Origin of the sequence: Halalkalibacter sp. AB-rgal2 (assembly GCF_041821005.1) — a bacterium.
Lineage (GTDB): Bacteria > Bacillota > Bacilli > Bacillales > Bacillaceae_D > Halalkalibacter.
Genome location: NZ_JBGUAV010000008.1, coordinates 68,400 through 86,167 on the forward strand (window position 1 = coordinate 68,400; position 17,768 = coordinate 86,167).

Annotated in this window: 22 protein-coding genes; 17 read left to right on the forward strand and 5 right to left on the reverse strand. The window is 37.0% G+C overall.

Going from position 1 to position 17,768, the window contains the following annotated elements; translation table 11 throughout:
- Positions 1 to 88: 88 nt before the first annotated feature.
- The 3 genes from ACERJO_RS08710 (at position 89) to ACERJO_RS08720 (ending at position 2,028) form a co-directional block, all read left to right on the forward strand.
- Positions 89 to 931, forward strand: a complete 843-nt coding sequence (locus ACERJO_RS08710; protein WP_247104359.1) for a polysaccharide deacetylase family protein — start codon at positions 89 to 91, stop codon at positions 929 to 931.
- 249 nt (positions 932 to 1,180) lie between these two features.
- Entirely contained in the window at positions 1,181 to 1,840 is a 660-nt protein-coding gene (locus ACERJO_RS08715) for an HAD family hydrolase (protein WP_373647244.1), read from the forward strand.
- Positions 1,837 to 2,028 (forward strand): hypothetical protein, encoded by a 192-nt coding sequence (locus ACERJO_RS08720; protein ID WP_373647245.1) that lies wholly within the window; start codon positions 1,837 to 1,839, stop codon positions 2,026 to 2,028. Before ACERJO_RS08715 ends, ACERJO_RS08720 begins: the two co-directional genes overlap by 4 nt.
- Positions 2,029 to 2,048: 20 nt before the next feature.
- Here the strand turns inward: ACERJO_RS08720 and ACERJO_RS08725 are convergent, their stop codons facing one another.
- A complete protein-coding gene (locus ACERJO_RS08725) occupies positions 2,049 to 2,873 on the reverse strand; it encodes a DUF368 domain-containing protein (RefSeq protein ID WP_373647246.1) in 825 nt (274 codons plus the stop codon).
- 257 nt (positions 2,874 to 3,130) lie between these two features.
- Between ACERJO_RS08725 and ACERJO_RS08730 the strand changes: the two genes are divergently transcribed.
- The 4 genes from ACERJO_RS08730 (at position 3,131) to ACERJO_RS08745 (ending at position 6,366) form a co-directional block, all read left to right on the forward strand.
- Positions 3,131 to 3,976, forward strand: coding sequence for a phosphotransferase (locus tag ACERJO_RS08730; RefSeq protein WP_373647247.1), 846 nt, complete (start codon positions 3,131 to 3,133; stop codon positions 3,974 to 3,976).
- Between the two features lie 431 nt (positions 3,977 to 4,407).
- Positions 4,408 to 4,782 carry a GntR family transcriptional regulator gene (locus tag ACERJO_RS08735; protein WP_373647248.1) on the forward strand — a complete coding sequence of 125 codons (375 nt, stop codon included), beginning with the start codon at positions 4,408 to 4,410 and terminating at the stop codon, positions 4,780 to 4,782.
- A complete protein-coding gene (locus ACERJO_RS08740) occupies positions 4,779 to 5,669 on the forward strand; it encodes an ATP-binding cassette domain-containing protein (protein ID WP_373647249.1) in 891 nt (296 codons plus the stop codon). Before ACERJO_RS08735 ends, ACERJO_RS08740 begins: the two co-directional genes overlap by 4 nt.
- Positions 5,653 to 6,366, forward strand: a complete 714-nt coding sequence (locus ACERJO_RS08745; protein WP_373647250.1) for a hypothetical protein — start codon at positions 5,653 to 5,655, stop codon at positions 6,364 to 6,366. The genes ACERJO_RS08740 and ACERJO_RS08745 overlap by 17 nt, the downstream gene beginning before the upstream one ends.
- 163 nt (positions 6,367 to 6,529) lie before the next feature.
- Here ACERJO_RS08745 and ACERJO_RS08750 read toward each other — a convergent pair whose 3' ends face one another.
- Positions 6,530 to 7,078 carry an RDD family protein gene (locus tag ACERJO_RS08750; RefSeq protein WP_247104352.1) on the reverse strand — a complete coding sequence of 183 codons (549 nt, stop codon included), beginning with the start codon at positions 7,076 to 7,078 and terminating at the stop codon, positions 6,530 to 6,532.
- Between the two features lie 291 nt (positions 7,079 to 7,369).
- On the opposite strand from ACERJO_RS08750, the gene wrbA reads away from it, so the two are divergent.
- Entirely contained in the window at positions 7,370 to 7,978 is a 609-nt protein-coding gene (gene wrbA, locus ACERJO_RS08755; RefSeq protein ID WP_247104351.1) for an NAD(P)H:quinone oxidoreductase, read from the forward strand.
- A gap of 167 nt (positions 7,979 to 8,145) precedes the next feature.
- Positions 8,146 to 8,553 carry a VOC family protein gene (locus ACERJO_RS08760; RefSeq protein WP_373647251.1) on the forward strand — a complete coding sequence of 136 codons (408 nt, stop codon included), beginning with the start codon at positions 8,146 to 8,148 and terminating at the stop codon, positions 8,551 to 8,553.
- 107 nt (positions 8,554 to 8,660) lie between these two features.
- On the opposite strand, the gene ACERJO_RS08765 is transcribed toward ACERJO_RS08760, so the two are convergent.
- Entirely contained in the window at positions 8,661 to 9,473 is an 813-nt protein-coding gene (locus ACERJO_RS08765) for a GNAT family N-acetyltransferase (RefSeq protein WP_247104349.1), read from the reverse strand.
- Between the two features lie 208 nt (positions 9,474 to 9,681).
- Complete coding sequence (locus ACERJO_RS08770; RefSeq protein WP_373647252.1) at positions 9,682 to 10,299, reverse strand: TetR/AcrR family transcriptional regulator; 618 nt, start codon at positions 10,297 to 10,299, stop codon at positions 9,682 to 9,684.
- Positions 10,300 to 10,525: 226 nt separating this feature from the next.
- On the opposite strand from ACERJO_RS08770, the gene ACERJO_RS08775 reads away from it, so the two are divergent.
- From ACERJO_RS08775 to ACERJO_RS08790, 4 genes are all read left to right on the forward strand, one after another.
- Positions 10,526 to 11,188: a hypothetical protein gene (locus tag ACERJO_RS08775; RefSeq protein WP_373647253.1), complete on the forward strand. Its 663-nt coding sequence runs from the start codon at positions 10,526 to 10,528 to the stop codon at positions 11,186 to 11,188.
- Between the two features lie 12 nt (positions 11,189 to 11,200).
- Positions 11,201 to 11,482, forward strand: coding sequence for a hypothetical protein (locus tag ACERJO_RS08780; protein WP_373647254.1), 282 nt, complete (start codon positions 11,201 to 11,203; stop codon positions 11,480 to 11,482).
- Between the two features lie 141 nt (positions 11,483 to 11,623).
- A complete protein-coding gene (locus ACERJO_RS08785) occupies positions 11,624 to 12,559 on the forward strand; it encodes a hypothetical protein (protein WP_247104345.1) in 936 nt (311 codons plus the stop codon).
- Positions 12,560 to 12,591: 32 nt separating this feature from the next.
- On the forward strand, positions 12,592 to 13,209 hold the full coding sequence (locus ACERJO_RS08790) for an NUDIX hydrolase (protein ID WP_247104344.1): 618 nt from the start codon (positions 12,592 to 12,594) through the stop codon (positions 13,207 to 13,209).
- A 209-nt stretch (positions 13,210 to 13,418) separates the two neighbouring features.
- Here the strand turns inward: ACERJO_RS08790 and ACERJO_RS08795 are convergent, their stop codons facing one another.
- Positions 13,419 to 15,098 carry a DUF6612 family protein gene (locus tag ACERJO_RS08795; protein ID WP_373647255.1) on the reverse strand — a complete coding sequence of 560 codons (1,680 nt, stop codon included), beginning with the start codon at positions 15,096 to 15,098 and terminating at the stop codon, positions 13,419 to 13,421.
- A gap of 264 nt (positions 15,099 to 15,362) precedes the next feature.
- Here ACERJO_RS08795 and ACERJO_RS08800 point away from each other — a divergent pair, with 264 nt between their 5' ends.
- The 4 genes from ACERJO_RS08800 to ACERJO_RS08815 all read left to right on the forward strand — a co-directional run bounded on the left by ACERJO_RS08800 (position 15,363) and on the right by ACERJO_RS08815 (position 17,756).
- Positions 15,363 to 15,554 (forward strand): hypothetical protein, encoded by a 192-nt coding sequence (locus ACERJO_RS08800; RefSeq protein WP_247104342.1) that lies wholly within the window; start codon positions 15,363 to 15,365, stop codon positions 15,552 to 15,554.
- A 254-nt stretch (positions 15,555 to 15,808) separates the two neighbouring features.
- On the forward strand, positions 15,809 to 16,516 hold the full coding sequence (locus tag ACERJO_RS08805; protein ID WP_247104341.1) for a class I SAM-dependent methyltransferase: 708 nt from the start codon (positions 15,809 to 15,811) through the stop codon (positions 16,514 to 16,516).
- A 187-nt stretch (positions 16,517 to 16,703) separates the two neighbouring features.
- On the forward strand, positions 16,704 to 17,198 hold the full coding sequence (locus ACERJO_RS08810; protein ID WP_373647256.1) for a GNAT family N-acetyltransferase: 495 nt from the start codon (positions 16,704 to 16,706) through the stop codon (positions 17,196 to 17,198).
- Between the two features lie 48 nt (positions 17,199 to 17,246).
- On the forward strand, positions 17,247 to 17,756 hold the full coding sequence (locus ACERJO_RS08815) for a GNAT family N-acetyltransferase (RefSeq protein ID WP_247104339.1): 510 nt from the start codon (positions 17,247 to 17,249) through the stop codon (positions 17,754 to 17,756).
- Positions 17,757 to 17,768: the final 12 nt, after the last annotated feature.

The window sequence follows — 17,768 nt, forward strand, 5'->3', positions numbered from 1 at the left end:
ATCATAACATGTAAGAGGTGATTCATCTATGCATAACGAAACCTTTTTTATCCATAATAATCATGACTAATCATTAGGAGATGAAGTGATGAAAAAGAGTGGATGGTTTGTTGTAATCGCCATGTTTGTTTTTGGATTACTATTGTCAGGTGGTGTGTTTGCAAATGAGGATATGGATCAGCAGTTTTGGTGGAAGAAGGATCGTGAAAAGGAGGATTTCCCTGATTTAAGAGGAGGACCAGAAGATCCTGAACGAAATCGTCAGCAACCGGTAGACATGAACGTATTGCAGCAACAGTATCCAGATACATTTATTCAACAAGGACCGACTGAATCAAATCGAATCGCACTGACATTTGATGATGGTCCAGATCCTCGCTTCTCGGAGGATGTGCTGAATGTTCTAAGTGAATATAATGTGCCAGCTACGTTTTTTGTTTTAGGATCTCGTGCTGTTGCTTATCCTGAAATTGTTGAGAGGATGAATAATGAAGGTCACGTGATCGCTAATCATACATATTTCCACCCTAATCTCGTGAAAGAGGGCGACATTCCAACGTTAGAGCGTGAAGTGACGAGAACGGAGGATGCACTTAATGAGATCGTTGGATATCGAACAAGCCTATTCCGTCCACCGTATGGATTTTTGTATGGAGAATTAGTTGAAAAGCTAGCAGAAATGCAATATCTTGTCATTGGATGGTCGGTTGATTCGTTGGATTGGCAAGAGGAACCACCAGAGGTCATTGCAACAAATGTTATTGATAATGTCGGACCAGGGGCGATTATCTTAATGCATGATGGAGCAGATTGGGATGGTGATCGAACAAATACGATCGAATCATTGCGACAGATTATCCCGACATTACAAGAACAAGGGTATGAATTTGTGACAGTACCTGAATTGTTGAATGTTCCCTTTGCACGATGATTATTCAACTTAGGAATCAGAATTTATAATTATGGTAGAAATAAGCAGGGAAGTATTGAGAAATGTAGGCGAATCTACATGGTGTTGGCCTCGTGCGTTACAACGTTTTTAAGATATGAAAAAGCGTAGAGAAAAGTCTCTATGCTTTTTTGAATGCGAAAAACATGCAATGCTGAATAGACTTTCACTACTATGATAAGATGGAAGAGGTTATCAGTAACATGATACAAAAATTTCGGAGGGGATACATTGGTCAAGGCGGTTTTGTTTGATTTAGATGGGACGTTATTAAATCGAGATGAATCGGTAACTCGATTCATTCAACATCAATACGAAAGACTAGTGAAGCATGTTGGGCATATTCCAAAGGATCAGTACATTAGTAGGTTCATCGAGCTAGATCAACGTGGGTACGTATGGAAAGATCGAGTATATCAGCAATTAGTCGAAGAATATTCGATTAATAGCCTGTCAGCAGAGGAACTGCTGCAAGATTATGTAAGTGAATTCAAGCATCATTGCGTTCCATTTGCAAATGTACGGGCAATGCTAGATGACTTAAAACGTAATAATTTCATATTAGGCATGATTACAAATGGTTATGGCTCCTTTCAAATGGCTAACATTCGTGCTTTAGAAATTGAAGGTTATTTTGAAGCGATTTTCGTATCGGAATGGGAAGGAATGAAGAAGCCTGAACCTAGAATATTTAAGAAAGCGATTAAGCGATTTGGTGTTCAAGCGAGTGAATGTATATTTGTTGGTGACCATCCACTAAATGATGTGAAGGCAGCTCAGCAAGTAGGGATGAAAGCAATTTGGAAAAAGGATGATCAATGGGAGGATGTTCAAGCAGATGCGGTTGTTCATGATTTAGCTGATGTGATTGATATGGTGAAGAGTCTATGATTAAAAATCACCACTATTTAAAATACGGTGCATTTCTATTTGTCTCTAGTCCCATGTTAGCCATTGCGCTTCTCTTTGATGGTATGCAAAATGGACTAATGATTTTTGTCGTGCTCCTATTTTTTACTACGATTAGGGCTATTAGCTTGATGTTATTTGGTTATTATAAAGGGACTGCCACAAATTGATCGTGAGAGTCCCTTAAGTGTTACAATTTTTTTTGAGTTTGCTGTAAGATGAAAATTAATACAATTCCGCTGACAAATGTAATTAGCGACGCGATGATGACTTGACTATTTATTACCACATCAAGCTCGTTTAATATAGCAAAGATCGATCCACTTACGAGCCCCACCATTGCTGAATATGTTTCAGACGTATAATGCTTTAACAAGTAGCGTATGAGCTTACTTGTTAACAATACTCCTAGAAGAATCCCTGAACCAACTGCAAAAAGAATCGGCCAATTTAATGCGATGAGAGAGGCGGTCATTGCTTCATATAAGCCTAAAATAGTTAAAATTAGCGCACCACTAATTCCAGGAAGGACGAGAGCTGTACTAGCAATGAATCCGGCGATTATAAAGAATACATAATCGAAAAAGGTTAAGTGATTCCAATCAATGAAATGAAGGCTACCTAACACTTGTGAGCCTACTACAATCCCAAAAAAGAACAGCATGATGACATAATGTTTTACTCGTAATTTTGATTGAGCGTGTTTAATGGTATCGTGCCAAAGGTACGGTAAAAATCCGACGATAATACCGACGAAAAAAAGGAAAGTAGGTGTGCGATACGTTTCTAATAAAAACTTAATGATAAATATCGAGCAACCAAACCCTAATACCATTCCAACACCAAAGGTTAAAAGGAATGGTATAGCTTCTTTTCTTTTATTTGTTGTAAGGATGCTTAATGAATAAATCAATCGTTCATATATACCGACAATCATCGCAACAGTACTACCACTAATACCAGGTACAGTTTCGGTCATGCCGACAGCCATTCCGCGAAGAATTAATTTCACCATACATTTTCCACCTATCTTAAAAGAATATCTCCTGTTTAACTTTACCATAGGAAGGTGCTTTTGTGGGAAGGATATTTTGTATTTTTGTGGAAATTTATAATAAAGAGATAACTTGGTTCACCGATGTATATAAGCATGTTAAGAGTTGTAAAATGCTCTATTTGTAAAGATTTATCTGTTCTGGTGAGTATTTTTATATATATGAGAATTTTAGAAAACTATTTTTATGTATAGTCCATAAAGAAAGGAAGGTTTATATGCAATTGGGGAAGCGAATAGGTGAGGGTAGTAACTCAGAAGTGTTTGAGTGGGGTGACGGGAACAAAGTTATTAAACTAGGCAATGAGAATACAAGCAAACGAGATTTTGAAAGAGAGTATCATCATCACCTTATAGCTTGGAGGATTGGTTTGCCTGTTCCACAACCTTTTAAATTAGTAGAGTTTGATAATCGGCCTGGTATTGTGTTTGAACGTATTTATGGAGAAACGTTGACAGAGCATTTATTCAAACGATTAATGGATCAGCATCATAGGAGAGAAAGGGTTTTTGATTGGCATAATGTTCGATTAACAGCACGACTATTAAGTGAAATCCATCAGCTAACTAATAATGACATGTCGCCACAAAAAGAATTTTTAATCTATCAGATAAATAGTGTGAATGAATTTGAAGAGAGCGAAAAGAATGCTGTCATAGCTCTTCTGAACGATTTGCCTGTTAAAAATCAAGTCTGTCATGGTGATCCTAATCCGAACAATATCCTTATTCATAATGAAAAACCGGTACTGATAGATTGGTCAAATGCTGCTAGAGGTAATCCTGAAGTGGACATAGCTGAATATGTGCTTATGATTCGATATGCCGTCTTACCTTCTGATACGCCACAAGTGTTAATGAATTTTTTTGATGCTAATAGGGAGATCATTATTAATGAATTTATGAAAGAGTATAGCTTTCACACTGGTATGACCTATGAAGAGATCGAACCTTGGATAGTTCCAATTGCTGCACGAAAACTCTCTGGAGACGGAATAATTGAGGAAGAAAAGCAATTATTACTAAAGGAGATCCGATCAAAGTTAAAGGAAATTGGAAAATAAGGGTGCGGTTGTGAGTCATAATTGTTCTGATTAAGTAGAGAATATACATACTACCAAATGAAAAAGATGTTAAGCCAAGGGTTACTATCCTTGGCTTTTTAGTTGGTTTGAAGCTACTAAAAGGCGAACTCATAGAATCAGACCACATTCCTATCGTATTAATGCTCCAGTATATATAGGGGGAGGATAGTAACCATGTAATCGAGAAAAATACTTCGTTCGACCGAATACAAAAAGTAGATGATTTTTTATAAATATCATTCTACAATTAATCACTACTTAGTATGGTGTATATACTTATTTCACCAACATTTAGAAAATGTTAATAACATTCATTGACATTTTTCATCTCACTGACATATACTTATATACATAACTATATAACCATATAAATGAGTGGGGTGTGGTTGAGAAAAAGGTGGTGAGGATGGTTGAGTCAATTTCACGATAAGAAGCCGATCTTTTTGCAAATTAAAGAAAAGATCGAGGATCAGATTTTTAAGGGGCAATTGCAGGAGCATGAACAGATTCCATCAACGACACAAATGGTACATTTTTACAAAGTGAATCACATTACAGTTTCAAAAGGAATTAATTTACTAGTAGATGAAGGGATTATTTATAAGAAAAGAGGTGTTGGTATGTTTGTTGCAGAGGGAGCCAAGGAGCAGTTAGTCGAACAACGTAAAGGGTTATTTGAAAGTCAATACATCTTACCGATGATAGAAGAAGCAGAAAAATTAGACTTATCAGAAACGGAAATAAATCGAATGATTCGCAAAGTAAAGGAGCGTGGACGTAAATGAATTTTAATGTAAAAGCTACGAACCTCTCCCTGCAATATAAAGAGTTTGAAGCATTAAAGGATGTCACGTTTTCACTTAAACAAGGCAAAATATATGGCTTGATTGGTAGGAATGGGGCGGGAAAGACGACTTTGCTTTCGATCCTATCTTCATTCATGGATCGATCATCAGGAACGCTTGAAATTGGTGGAGAAGATCCATTTGAAAATAGAAGAATCATGCCTTATGTCAATTTTGTCTATGAAACAGATTACAGTGAGGAATATGAGCCAATTAAGCGCTATTTTGATTTCGCAGAGCGTTATCGATTAACCTTTGATCGAGAGTATGCGACGGATTTGGCTGCTCGATTTAAATTACCTTTGGATAAACCTATTAAGAAGCTTTCGAGTGGGATGCAGTCTGCCTTGAATGTGACGATTGGGTTAGCTAGCCGTTCACCTATTACGATTTTTGATGAATCCTATCGTGGAATGGATGCACCAACGAGAGAATTATTTTATAAAGAAGTTTTGGAGGAACAAGCACGACATCCACGAATAATGATTTTGTCGACACATCTCGTCTCGGAGATGGATTATTTATTTGATCATGTGCTGATTCTCGATCGAGGAGCTTTATTAGTAGATGAACCCTACGACGAGGTCATTAGTCGAGGGGCTTCTATAACAGGTGAGGCGAACAATGTAGATCAGTTTGTAAATGGAATGAACCAGCTAAATAGGAAGCAGCTTGGAGGTACAAAATCAGTAATGGTGTACGGTAAGTTAACTGAAAAGGAAGTACGTTTCGCTGAAGAGCTTGGTCTTGAGATTGGCCCCGTTTCTCTTCAGGAGCTATTTATTCATTTAACAGAAGAGGAGGGGCATCATGAAAACAAACAGTAAAGAAGTTATTGCTAAGTTGTCACAAGATATTTTTTCCATTCAAATGAAATGGTCTTTATGGTATATGACAATTGTTCTTCTCATTTATTTTGGTAGTATGTTCTTTCCGGACGTTCGAGAAGCGAATATAGGACTGATGAATTTCTATTATGAGCCATCAAAGATTTACATGCTTGTCATTGGTATTATTTTTCCTTTGGCTATGCTTAGTCATTTTGTGAGGTATGGAATGACTCGAAAAGACTATATGATCAGTTCGGCCATTGCCTCTGTAGGTATAGCCTTTAGTCTAATGATCATCGCAGCTATATTATCAGCTATTTTACAATTATTTGAAACGTTTTCAGGAGCTAACGATGTCTCTTTTATTGAGTCTCAATCAAGTTGGCTCATTCCAATAGTTGTGCTAAGTTTAATCTTAATTTGCTATAATATTGCTGGCTGGATGATTGCGATGGGGTTCTATCGATTTGGTACTTGGGGTGGTATGGGCTTCGTTGTCATTGCGCTTGTCTTTATTGCACTAATTGATATTCTATGGGAAAGAGAATTAAGCGAATTAGCGACGACTTATCTACCTTTTTCCATTCCGGATCTTTCAATAGGATGGTCCATTATCGGAACGGCTGTATTAATTGGAGTTGGATTAACCATTATTCGCCGTATAATGAAACGGGTAAGGATTAAGTTGGAATAGATGGACAAAGCTAAATCGTTCGGAGATAGATGAGCCGAACGATTTTTTTTGTTTAGGAAAATAAAACATAATCTTGTGGATAACTAGTGTTTTAATATAGTTTTGACAAAGTAATTGTATACATTCCTTGTTACTTTAAAGCTAATGCTACATATTTAAGTTATTAATGGTTTGAATATGATTTCGTTTGAATGACTTCTGTTTTAACAATAAGATCATACAGGGATTGCTTCTTGTTCGTAAAGATGGCAGTTAATAAATAAGCAAAAATAAGTGCATAGATAAGAATACCGATTATTGTATATAAAAAAGGTATATCACCATCACCTATATAGATTAGTCGATAAACAAGAAAGTGAGATAGCTCCCATGGTAAAAACTTCAAAATGACTCGTAAAGCTGACTGTGAAAGTGAGATAGCTTCCCCGTAATGATTGACTACTTTTATACCGAGCTTCTTCTTACCAATAGACTGCCCGACTATGTTCGAATCAAAAATGATAAAGTAGACTGACACGGGAACGGTGAGCATAAAAAAACCAGTGAGTTGAGCTGAGAATAGTGAATGTGTATAAAGCTCTTGAATGTTAGGAAATAGAAACGTACTAATGATAAAAAGTGTAGCCATGTATATAAGGATAAATAAATAATCAATCATAAATGCTTTTAACCGGAGGGGAAATGTAGCGTTTAATTGTTGTCTTGGAATCATTTATTTGAACTCCTCTCATAGCATGGATTGATGGTTTTATTTTATCACGACTAGGTAGATAAAACGATATTGGCTTAAAGATCGTAAATGTTTAAAGGATTTCGGAAGGGGTTTGGTATTTTTATTTTGTTGTTGATCGCTGTCGTTTTTAGTGAATCGTATGATGGATTTGTCATTCTGCTCCGTATTTTTTTGTATTCATCCATCAAGATGATGATTTAAATTCATAAAAAGCCTTAAAGTTGGGAAAATGAATATGTAGGAAATGATGATAAAAAGGAGACGAAACGAATGGCGAATATTAAATTAGCAGTGATCTATTACAGTTCAACAGGTACGAATTACCAGCTCGCTAAGTGGGCAGAAGCAGGTGGAAAAGAAGCAGGAGCTGAGGTTAAGGTATTAAAAATACCTGAGCTTGCGCCTGAGGAAGCGATTAATGCAAATGAGGCATGGAAAGCCCACCTTGAACAGACAAAGGATATGCCAGAGGTGACATTAAATGATTTAGAATGGGCAGACGCAATTATTTTCAGTGCTCCAACGCGTTTTGGCAATCTGCCGGCGCAAATGAAGCAATTTTTAGATACAACTGGTGGTCTATGGTTTAACGGGAAATTGGTTAATAAAGTCGTCAGTGCGATGACGTCTGCTTCCAATGCTCACGGTGGTCAAGAGGAAACCATTCTATCGTTATACACCACCATGTACCATTGGGGCGCGATTGTTGCTGCACCTGGCTATACGGATCCGGTTCAGTTTACTTCAGGTGGGAATCCATATGGGGTGAGCGTAACGGTCACTCAGGACGGAAAGATGGTCGAGGATGTAGAAGCTGCTGTGAAGCATCAAGCGAAGCGTACTGTCACGGTAGCCAGCTTAGTTAAGCAAGGGAATTAGGGATTGTTAGGGTAAGTATAAGCTGCTAATAGAGGAGATTGCTCCTTTGTTAGTGGCTTTTTATGTGGAGGTATATCGTTGAAAAGAATTTGTTTGAAAAAGAGAAGGATTTTCACTAAATGTGGAGAACGATTCTAATGATTAGAAAAGATAAGGAGTGAATGGAAATGGTGGAAAGTCCTTCATTATTTAGTCGAGTCGGCTATGTGTATATGCCAACAACGAATATGGACGAATCGATTCGTTGGTATGAGGAGAAGCTTGGTTTTACATTGAAGGGGCCTAAATTTCGAGACGGTTCTAGTAATGTTGCTGTTCTGATGCTGCCAGGAGGAAACACAGTTGTGCTATTAGTGGAGGTAGACGATCAAACGATTGAGGATTTTACGAGTAATGACAAGACCGTTCCGACATTGGCGCTGACGTGTCCAGATCTTCAGAGTACCCATCATATGTTGCAGGAAAGAGGAGTGGATGTGAGTGAGATTATAGTTCGAAGTGAAGATGCGAAGTATTTCATCATTAAAGATCCTTCAGGAAATGTCATCGAAGCAGCTTGGTCTATTTGGGATTAGGAAAGGTATTGAGGAGGTGTATTTTAAAGCTACTGAAAAAGTGAAATTTTTCAGTAGCTTTGATTTGACTGTAATGGCTTCACATATTACTTAAAGAGAATTAGTATTTACGAAAAAGAAAAGAAGTACCCCTTATATTGCAAAACTTGTTCAAAGCCGAGCTTTTCGACGACTGCAACAGAAGGTTTGTTTTCCTCCATACAATCCCAATAAGGAACGAAATTATGTTTAAGGCTATGTTGGACGAAATGATAGGCGACCGCTTGAGCAAGCTTTCTCTCGCGATGAGCCTCCTCTGTTTTTATGGCTACACAGTGTATATGACCAGCGACATATGTTGAGAGACAGATGCTAACGGACTGATTACGGTGTGTGGCGATAAAACCGAAACCATTAGCAAAGAATTGATCAAGTGATGGCCAGAACTCTAATATCGTCTCTTTTACATAGTCATCTTCTACAAAAGAGTCATGCTGGACTAGCATGACGACGTCATAGTCATCTGGTAAAGTGGGTGCTATCTTTCCTTGGAAATGGTTTGGGTCAATTTCATACACGCGTTGATTCCAGCTTTCTAAATGGCGATGACCAAGTGCATTTTCGATTGATTGATTCCAAGTAGGGTGATCACCGATTGCTTCGAAGCATTCTAAATGAACACGCTTTGCTTCTGGGATGATGAGATGATCGATGAAGGAGTTAAGTTCACATAAAAACGATTTGTTGTTCGCGTCGCCAATAAAGATAAATCCATCGTTATTGCCAAGCCATACGATAGCGGTTGTTGGTGTCAACGTATCGTCGACAAAGATACGACCGGGATTCATACCATTTATAATGGCTAGTGATTCTTTCAAGCTTCGTTCGTGGAGTAATCGTTTGCATTTGTGGAAATCTTGTTTGGGAATTTCAGTAATCATAATAGATTCTCCTTCAAAAAGATAAGTTTAGTATAAAGCTATCTTTTGATAACAAAGTTTAACATGTATTTAAAATAGACGAGAAACTCCCCCTTCATGTGTTTAACGGTAAGGGGGAGTTCTCTGCCTCCGGACAAGTATCAGTGGCTAAAGATATGAAAACCACTAAGTTAAAAAAGGAAAACAATTAATCACAACCAATCGAACATTATGAATTCTGATCCGTCATTGGTTGGAGAATGTTTTGTAATACTCGTCCATACAAATTAACGGGTACGTTACTTCCAGCAATAAAGTGGAATATTCCCATACCGTTTTCAAGAGAAAGCATAGTCCAAGCTAAATCTTCAGCTGATAATTCAGTTCCATTTTTATCAACTGGCTTCATTTTTTTGATTACTTTTGAAATATGTTCGACCGACTCTAAAATGACACTTGTCCATTTTTGGCGTACAGATTCATCTCTCATCGCGTATAGAAGGAACTCCATATTTAAAATACTCCACGCTTGGTTATTTTGTTTGTCTAAATCAAAATAGTGCTCCATTTTTTCAATAAAATGTTCAAATGATTTTTCTTCATCCATTATTTCGTGGATTGTAGTTAGGTGGGATTGGATCTGTTGTTCTAATAGGGCGAGGAATAATTCCTCTTTAGATTTAAAATGTGTATAAATAGCTCCCTTAGTAAACCCAGCATATTCGGCAACCTTATCTACTGATGCACCATGGAAACCTAACTTTGCGAAGGTTTCAGCAGCTGATTCTAAGAGTATTTTTCGCGTTTCTTGTTTTCGTTCTTCATGAGTTAAACGTTTTCTTATCATGATTGATTTCCTCCTCTTGACAATCATACCATATCAACTTAAAATACTAATGAGTATATAGATTCTAATTAGTATTTATATGCTGTTAGAGATGATGTGTGTTGGGATAATTAATCTAAATGTCCATTGTAATTCATGATTTGGAAAGAAAATAAGGAACACTTAAGAATTCAATATGTAAGACTAACCTCTTTTCGAATGAGGAAATAACCTAGGAGATTATGAGATGATAAACAGTCAAAAATTAAAAGTAATAGGAAATGACCGTATTAAGGGAAAGCAAGAAATCTCAGAAATAAATATAAGTGGAACTGCGACTTTTCAAAAAGAAGTGAAAACAGAATTCTTTGAAGTTATAGGGCGTTGCAAGCTAAATGCAACGGTACAATCTGAAACGTTTATCAATAAAGGATCTTGTTTTGTTAAAGATAAATTAACATGCAATAAATTAATAAATATTGGTCAAGGGTCTTTCCACAACATTGATGCTGATAGTATTAAATCATTTGGCAGTCTTAAAGTTAACGATTCTATTTTGTGTCGCACTTTTCAATCGACTGGGTATATAAAGCTAGATGGAGAATTGATCGGGGAGCACGTGTCTATGGAAGTTAGTGCACCGTCGAAAGTGCATGAAATAAAAGGAAATGAAAAGGTTGCAATAAAATCAGTGAAAGCGACTTTTTTTAACATCATATCCTTTGTAAGAAGAAAAGTGATTGCTAACTCTATCCAAGGGAAAAATGTATACCTTGAACATACTGAAGCGAATCATGTATCTGGTGAAAATGTAGATATAGGTAAAAAATGTAAAATTGAAGAAGTATTCTACAAGCAGAGATTAAAAATTCATTCAAGCGCTTTAGTAAGAAAGAGTACTAGAATTTAACGGGAGGATGTTATGTATTCAAGTGCAATGGTCTTTAAAAGAATTGTTAGTTTAGTTGCTATTCCTATATTAAGTGTTTTATCGATAGGATTAAGTATGTGTTCAATCATTGTTGTTGTCGGTGGTATACTTTATACTATTGGCGTAGACATTAGGATGGAATTTTGGCCTGATGTATCTGTCCCTCCATATCTTGGTGTACCTACAGGGTTTTTATTTGGAGCCCTCTTATTAGCAATCGCTTTTCTATCATGGCGTTTGTTAAAATACTTGATTGCTTTTTGGAAAATATAATATACGTAAAGTGAAATTCAAAAAAGGAAAGTTGGAACGGTCAAATTCCATTAATGTAAGTTGTTAAATGATGAGCGTTTTTATGATAGATGCTTTCAACCGATAACTACATATCTAATTCATAAAGAGGAGGTTACAATCATGAAGCGAGCCAAAGATGCTTTCAGCCAGTCTAGTAAATGGATGAAGAGATTCGCCAGGCCACTTGAATGTGCACGATGGGAGTATGAATTTGAAGGAGGTTCCCGAGAAAATATTATTCACAGCTTACGAGCATTTCAAAATGATGATGGTGGCTTCGGGCATGGGATTGAGCCAGACTTTTGGTTGCCGCTATCATCCCCAATGGCAACATGGTCAGCAGGGCAGATCATGGTAGAAATAGACATAGAGCGTAAGCATGATTTAGTTCAATCAATGCTTACTTACTTGGTTCGGACTTATGATAAAGAAGTAGGGTTTTGGAGGTCAGTTTTACAAGAGAATAATGATTACCCACATGCGCCGTGGTGGCATTGGAAGGAAGGAGTACAGGAAAATTGGATGTATAATCCGAGTGCAGAGCTTGCTGGTTTTTTGATTCATTGGTCTGAGAAAGGAAGCGAAGCAGAACAGCTTGGTTGGAAAGTTGCAAACCGGGCAGTTGACTATTTGATGGATCAGGAAGAGGTGGAGCACCATCAGTTGTCGAATTTTCATGAGATGATAAAGATGATTCAGAAGCAGCAAGAGGGAGATTTTAAGCTCTCTCACTCTTTATCAGCTATTAAGGAGAAAGTGATGACTTTAATTGAACAATGTGTCGATCGTGATGTAGAGAATTGGGCAACAGGCTACAAGCCGCTTCCGCTCGATTTTATTCAGTCACCTAATGACCCGTTATGTACCCGTTTCGGTCAATTAACTGAACAAAACCTGCAGTTTTATGTCGAGCAATTGTCAGAGGATGGAACGTGGGAACCTTCGTGGAAATGGGGAAGCTACCCAGAAGCTTTTCCAATTGCTAGACGTGATTGGCAAGGGATTTTACTAGTGAATCGATATAAAATATTGAAAGAGTTTGGCTTGTTATCGTAACCTTAGAATAAAAAATAGGTAGGTGATGTGAGATGGAACCTAAGTGGATAGAATGGGCGAAGCAACTTCAAGCGATTGCCCAGGCAGGGTTAACGTACTCGAAGGATGTTTATGACTTGGAACGGTTTGAAATGATTAGAAATCTTAGTGTTGAAATAATGGCTGAATATACTGAAGTCGATCAGGATAGGATTAAAGAGTTGTTTACGAATGAAACGGGTTATGCGACGCCAAAGGTCGACATTCGTGCGGTTGTTTTTCAAGAGAATAAAATCTTAATGGTTAAAGAAAAAGCGGATAGTCAATGGGCTTTACCCGGTGGCTGGGGTGATATTGGCTTAACACCAAGTGAGGTAGCAGTAAAAGAGGCGAAAGAGGAATCCGGATTTGAAGTGAAACCTGTTAAACTAATTGGAATACTTGATAAAAAGTGTCACCCTCATCCGCCATCTCCTTATCACGTCTATAAAATCTTTATTCAATGTGAGATTATTCGTGGACAAGCAAAGAAAGGAATGGAAACGAGTGAAGTTGAATTCTTTGCGGAGAATGAACTACCACCTTTATCAATAGAAAGAAATACTGAATCACAAATTCACTGGGTGTTTAAGCATTTACATCACCCAGAAGAGCCGGTGTATGTTGATTGATTCTAGAAGAACATATCCTGAAAGATATCTTAAAACATTCATTCCCTAAAAAATTACTAGAGGCTGGGACATAACTAAAGTGTCTATCTGGAAACCCGAACAAAAGATGAACGTAGCCAAGTATATTTCAGGAGCGTTTACGTCCACCATCTATCATTGTTCGGCTTTTCTTTTAGTTCAACCACTTTTGTCCCAGCCTCTTTTATTGTTTACTCAAAATGGAGTCGTCTTATATTAGTCCCGTCTTGATTGACAACAAACCACCCGAGCTCTGAGCTTGAAATTGGTTTTTGATAAAAGACTAAGTCTTCAATAATATGAATGGCAAAGCCGCTGTCGTCGATTTTTACCAATTCTTGTGTTTCTAAATCGAGCTTATACAATGCAAAGTCGTCACTTGCATTTGTAAAAAAGATGCTATCATCAGTGACGTGGAAATCTTGTGATTCAGCGTCTAGTAGCTTTTCAATGCCATGACCATCTATGGGACTGCGGTAAATGCTATGACCATCAGATCGGTTTTGGTAATACATATAGTTATCCTTTATTTGAAATAATCCGACTAAATGTACGGTGAATAAATGACTAGATTGGCTATGTGGATCGAGATCGGTTACATATAATTGAAAATTATCTGTTTGATAATAAGCGTTTCCTTGATGAACAGTAAAACGTGAAATATTGTCTGCGAGTGAGAAAGTAGTCGTAATGGAACCGTCTATCTGAGCTTGTTGTAAAGAAGGTGGTCCAACTTCGCTAAAATTTTTATAGTAAAGGACATCATCAATGACTCGTAAATTGGCAATTCTGTAATGGATCTGTTTTTCTATCTCTGAACCATCTTTTTTCATTCGGTAGACGTTGAAGTCGTCTGTTGGGTCTTGATAGTAAAGCCAATCATCCGTCACATTTAAATAGGATGCACTGACGTCTGCTATTTTTTCGATTTGGTTATCAATGTCAGCTTGTTTAAAGCGATACACTCCATCACCCACAACGAAGTCATCAGAAAAATAAATCCAGTCATCATCTGTTGTAAAATGAGCACCGTTGAAATAGTTCCCATCAGAAATACCTTTCTGATGCTCTGTATACTCATCCTGTTTATTCAATAGGTCTTCTACGTCCTTTTCTTCAAAAGGAAGTTCTTTGATTGTTTTAGGAATGAGAATCGGTTCAATCTTAGAATAATCATATGTAATATGTATTTGTTCGACAAACATCTTATTTTGAGTTCCGTCTTCGCCAATGTTAATGTGAAGCTCAATGGTTGCTGACGTCTTTTTGAAAGTCTCCTTATTTATCGTAAAGTCATAGGAAATACGATCGATTTGTCCCATTTCTCGAATCAGATGGAGCATTAGCTCGTTAGTCATGCTGTCACTTATGTGAAAAAAAGGGATAATGTCTAATGCGAATGAATGAAAGTCTTCATCAGAAGCCGTTAATGAAAAATGATAATAGTCCTTTTCGGCATTGAAGCTGAATAAATCACTAAATTCATTCACTAGAGACATTTGTTCATACGGTGATATTGGCGTTTCTAGGAGTGGTCTTACTTCCCATTCTTCCTCGTCTTGCAAACTACTTTTATAGAAAAAGGTTTCGTCTGTAATATACACTTCTGCATCTGCTCGGGTATCTTCATCATATTCATTTATAACCGTTATATAGGAAATAAGCGGGTCATATTGAACGGAACCTTCACTGTACTTTGTTGCTATTAGGTTATCGGTTTCTTCTGCTTGAGACTCTAGGGTGAAGGTATATTCAGTAACATTGTTCATTGATTCAATGGAACGTTTCCATACTTCTGATGCGTTCAAGTTGGGTTCGCTACAAGCACTTGTGATTAACAAAAAGAATGTAAAGAATAAATACTTTTTCATATCAAATCCTCCAATTATATTCCATTAAGAATAGCAAAATAAAGAAAGTAATTCTATTAATGTGTGAGAGTAATTTTGACTTTGTCATATTAAAGTTTTATAAAATCATAACTCACTCTCTTCTTTTTTATCAATACCCTGTATATTGAAGGGATTCAAAAGTCTCTAATTTCAACTAAATACAATTTATGATTCCTTTCCTTATAGATTATGGTAAAATTAGGATTGGTTTGAAACCGAAGACATCACTAAGGAGGGATTCTTTTGGAAGCAATATTGACTCTACTTCCAATACTATTTCTTGCAGCTGTGCTAGCTGTATTTTGGGTCGTCATTTATTTTATTTTTAAGAAGCTATTATCTAATACGTTTGTGAGTAAATCGAGATTAGAGGAGACCGAACGGGAAGTGAAGGAGCTGTCGAAAGAGCTCGAGTTGTTGAAGAAGGCAAAGTGATAGAAGAAAAGAATCAAATGTTAAAACAATATATTTTAAAAAAAGGGTGATGTTTAAGCTTAAAGCAAATATCACCGGATAAATTCTTATTGCGAGGGCAACGAAAAAAGTTAGAATCCAAACTTTTTAAGTGTCCTTCTTATTGTTTAGTACGTGCTTAACAGCTATTTAGTAGAAAATGAGATATGACTTTTCATTATTTCTGGCTTTCCACTGTCCCACCCATATAAGTGTAAAAAATGAGAGGTGATAAGATGAAGGAACGTATAAGAGGAGTGTTTGACCAACTTGCTTCAGTATATGAAAATAATATTGATAAAAAAGGTTTGTATAATAGTGAGTATGAAAGACCTGCGATGATGAGACTGCTGCCTAACAATCTAAGTGATAAGACGGTATTAGATGCAGGTTGTGCAGCTGGCTGGTATACTCAGCAATTAATGAATCGAGGGGCTACTACTGTCGCAACGGATATAAGCCTTGAAATGGTCAATGCTACGAGAAGACGCGTCGGAGAAAAGGCTAAGGTCCATAGGTTAGATTTAGGTGAAAAGCTACCATTCGAAAGTCAGTCATTTGATCTCATTCTAAGCTCACTGACTTTGCATTATATTAAGGATTGGGAGCGAACGTTTAGTGAATTCCAGCGTGTGCTGAAACCGAATGGGATGTTTTTGTTTTCCGTTCACCACCCTTTTGCAGATATAGCTTTTCTAAAAGATCCTCATTACTTCTCAATTGAATTAATCTTTGATCAATGGAACAAAGAAGGTAAAGTATATGAAGTCCCGTTCTACCGTAGGCCGTTAAGCGAAATTGTTAATTGTACCTCAGCTTATTTTTCTATTGAGGAACTGATTGAGCCTCAGCCGACGATGTCATTTAAGGAGCAAGCCCCAGAAAAATATGATCGGCTTATGAAAAGGCCGCAATTCCTAATGATAAAGGCGATCAATCATTAGGGGAAATAGAAAGCTTTTTTGTGCAATTCTTTCAGTATAAAAGGATTGCGCTTTTATTTGTTTTAAAATTATGTGAGCGATGATAAAATAAATCAATATTATATAATTGTAAGGTGTTTAGATGGAGGAAGAAGAATCCACTTCAACTGCTAAACAACTAGAATATGACCGTTAGGAAGTGTGATTAATGGAAAAGGAACTAGCGGTGAAAGAATACTCATCAGAGAACCAAAATCAAGTGATTGAGTTAATTCTTCACATTCAACAAAAGGAATATGACATAGCGATTACGAAAGAAGACCAGCCTGATTTGTTTACGATAGAAGACTCCTATCAGAAGGGTAACGGAAACTTTTGGGTTGCTCTCTATGATGGGGAAGTCGTTGGTACAATTAGTTTGTTAGACATTGGCAACCAGCATGTTGCCTTAAGAAAGATGTTTGTACAAAAAGAATTTCGAGGTGCAACGTTTAAAACGGCGTGGTTGCTATTACAAACAGCTCTTATATGGGCAAAGGAACGTTCAATTGAAATCGTGTACCTTGGTACAACAGAACAATTTTTAGCAGCTCATCGATTCTATGAAAAGAATGGATTTATTACTATTGATATGGATGATTTACCAAAGGCATTCCCAGTGTTGGAAGTGGATCGGAAATTTTATAAGTATGTCGTTAAGTAAACAGAAAGAGCTTTGTATGAGCTAATTAAATAAGTGAGGTGATTTTAGTTGAGTGTTCATATTAGAGATATTGAAAATAGTAAATATGATCTAGTGTTCTTAACGGATATGATGTACGAAGCGATTCACATTCCTGAAAATAAGCCTCCAAAAGAGGAATTGTTACATTTGCCACAAAATAAAATATATAGCGAAGGCTGGGGCAGACAAGGTGATCGAGCATTAGTAGCCGTAAACGAGGAGGGGATTCCTGTAGGTGCAGCTTGGTATCGACTATTTACAGGGAGTAAAAAAGGATATGGTTATGTTAATGATCAAACGCCCGAATTAGGAATAGCGTTAACGAAAGGTGCACGAGGGAAGCGATTTGGAACTCAACTGATGACAAGGTTATTTGAAGAGGCTACAAATGATGGTTATGCAGCACTTTCCTTAAGTGTTGATCCACAGAACTACCAAGCCTTAAAGCTTTATCAAAAGCTTGGATTTAAGAGGTGTGGTTTATCAGGGACATCTTGGACGATGATTTATGAATTGGAACAGGTACGCTGTGACTAGTACCTGTTCGTT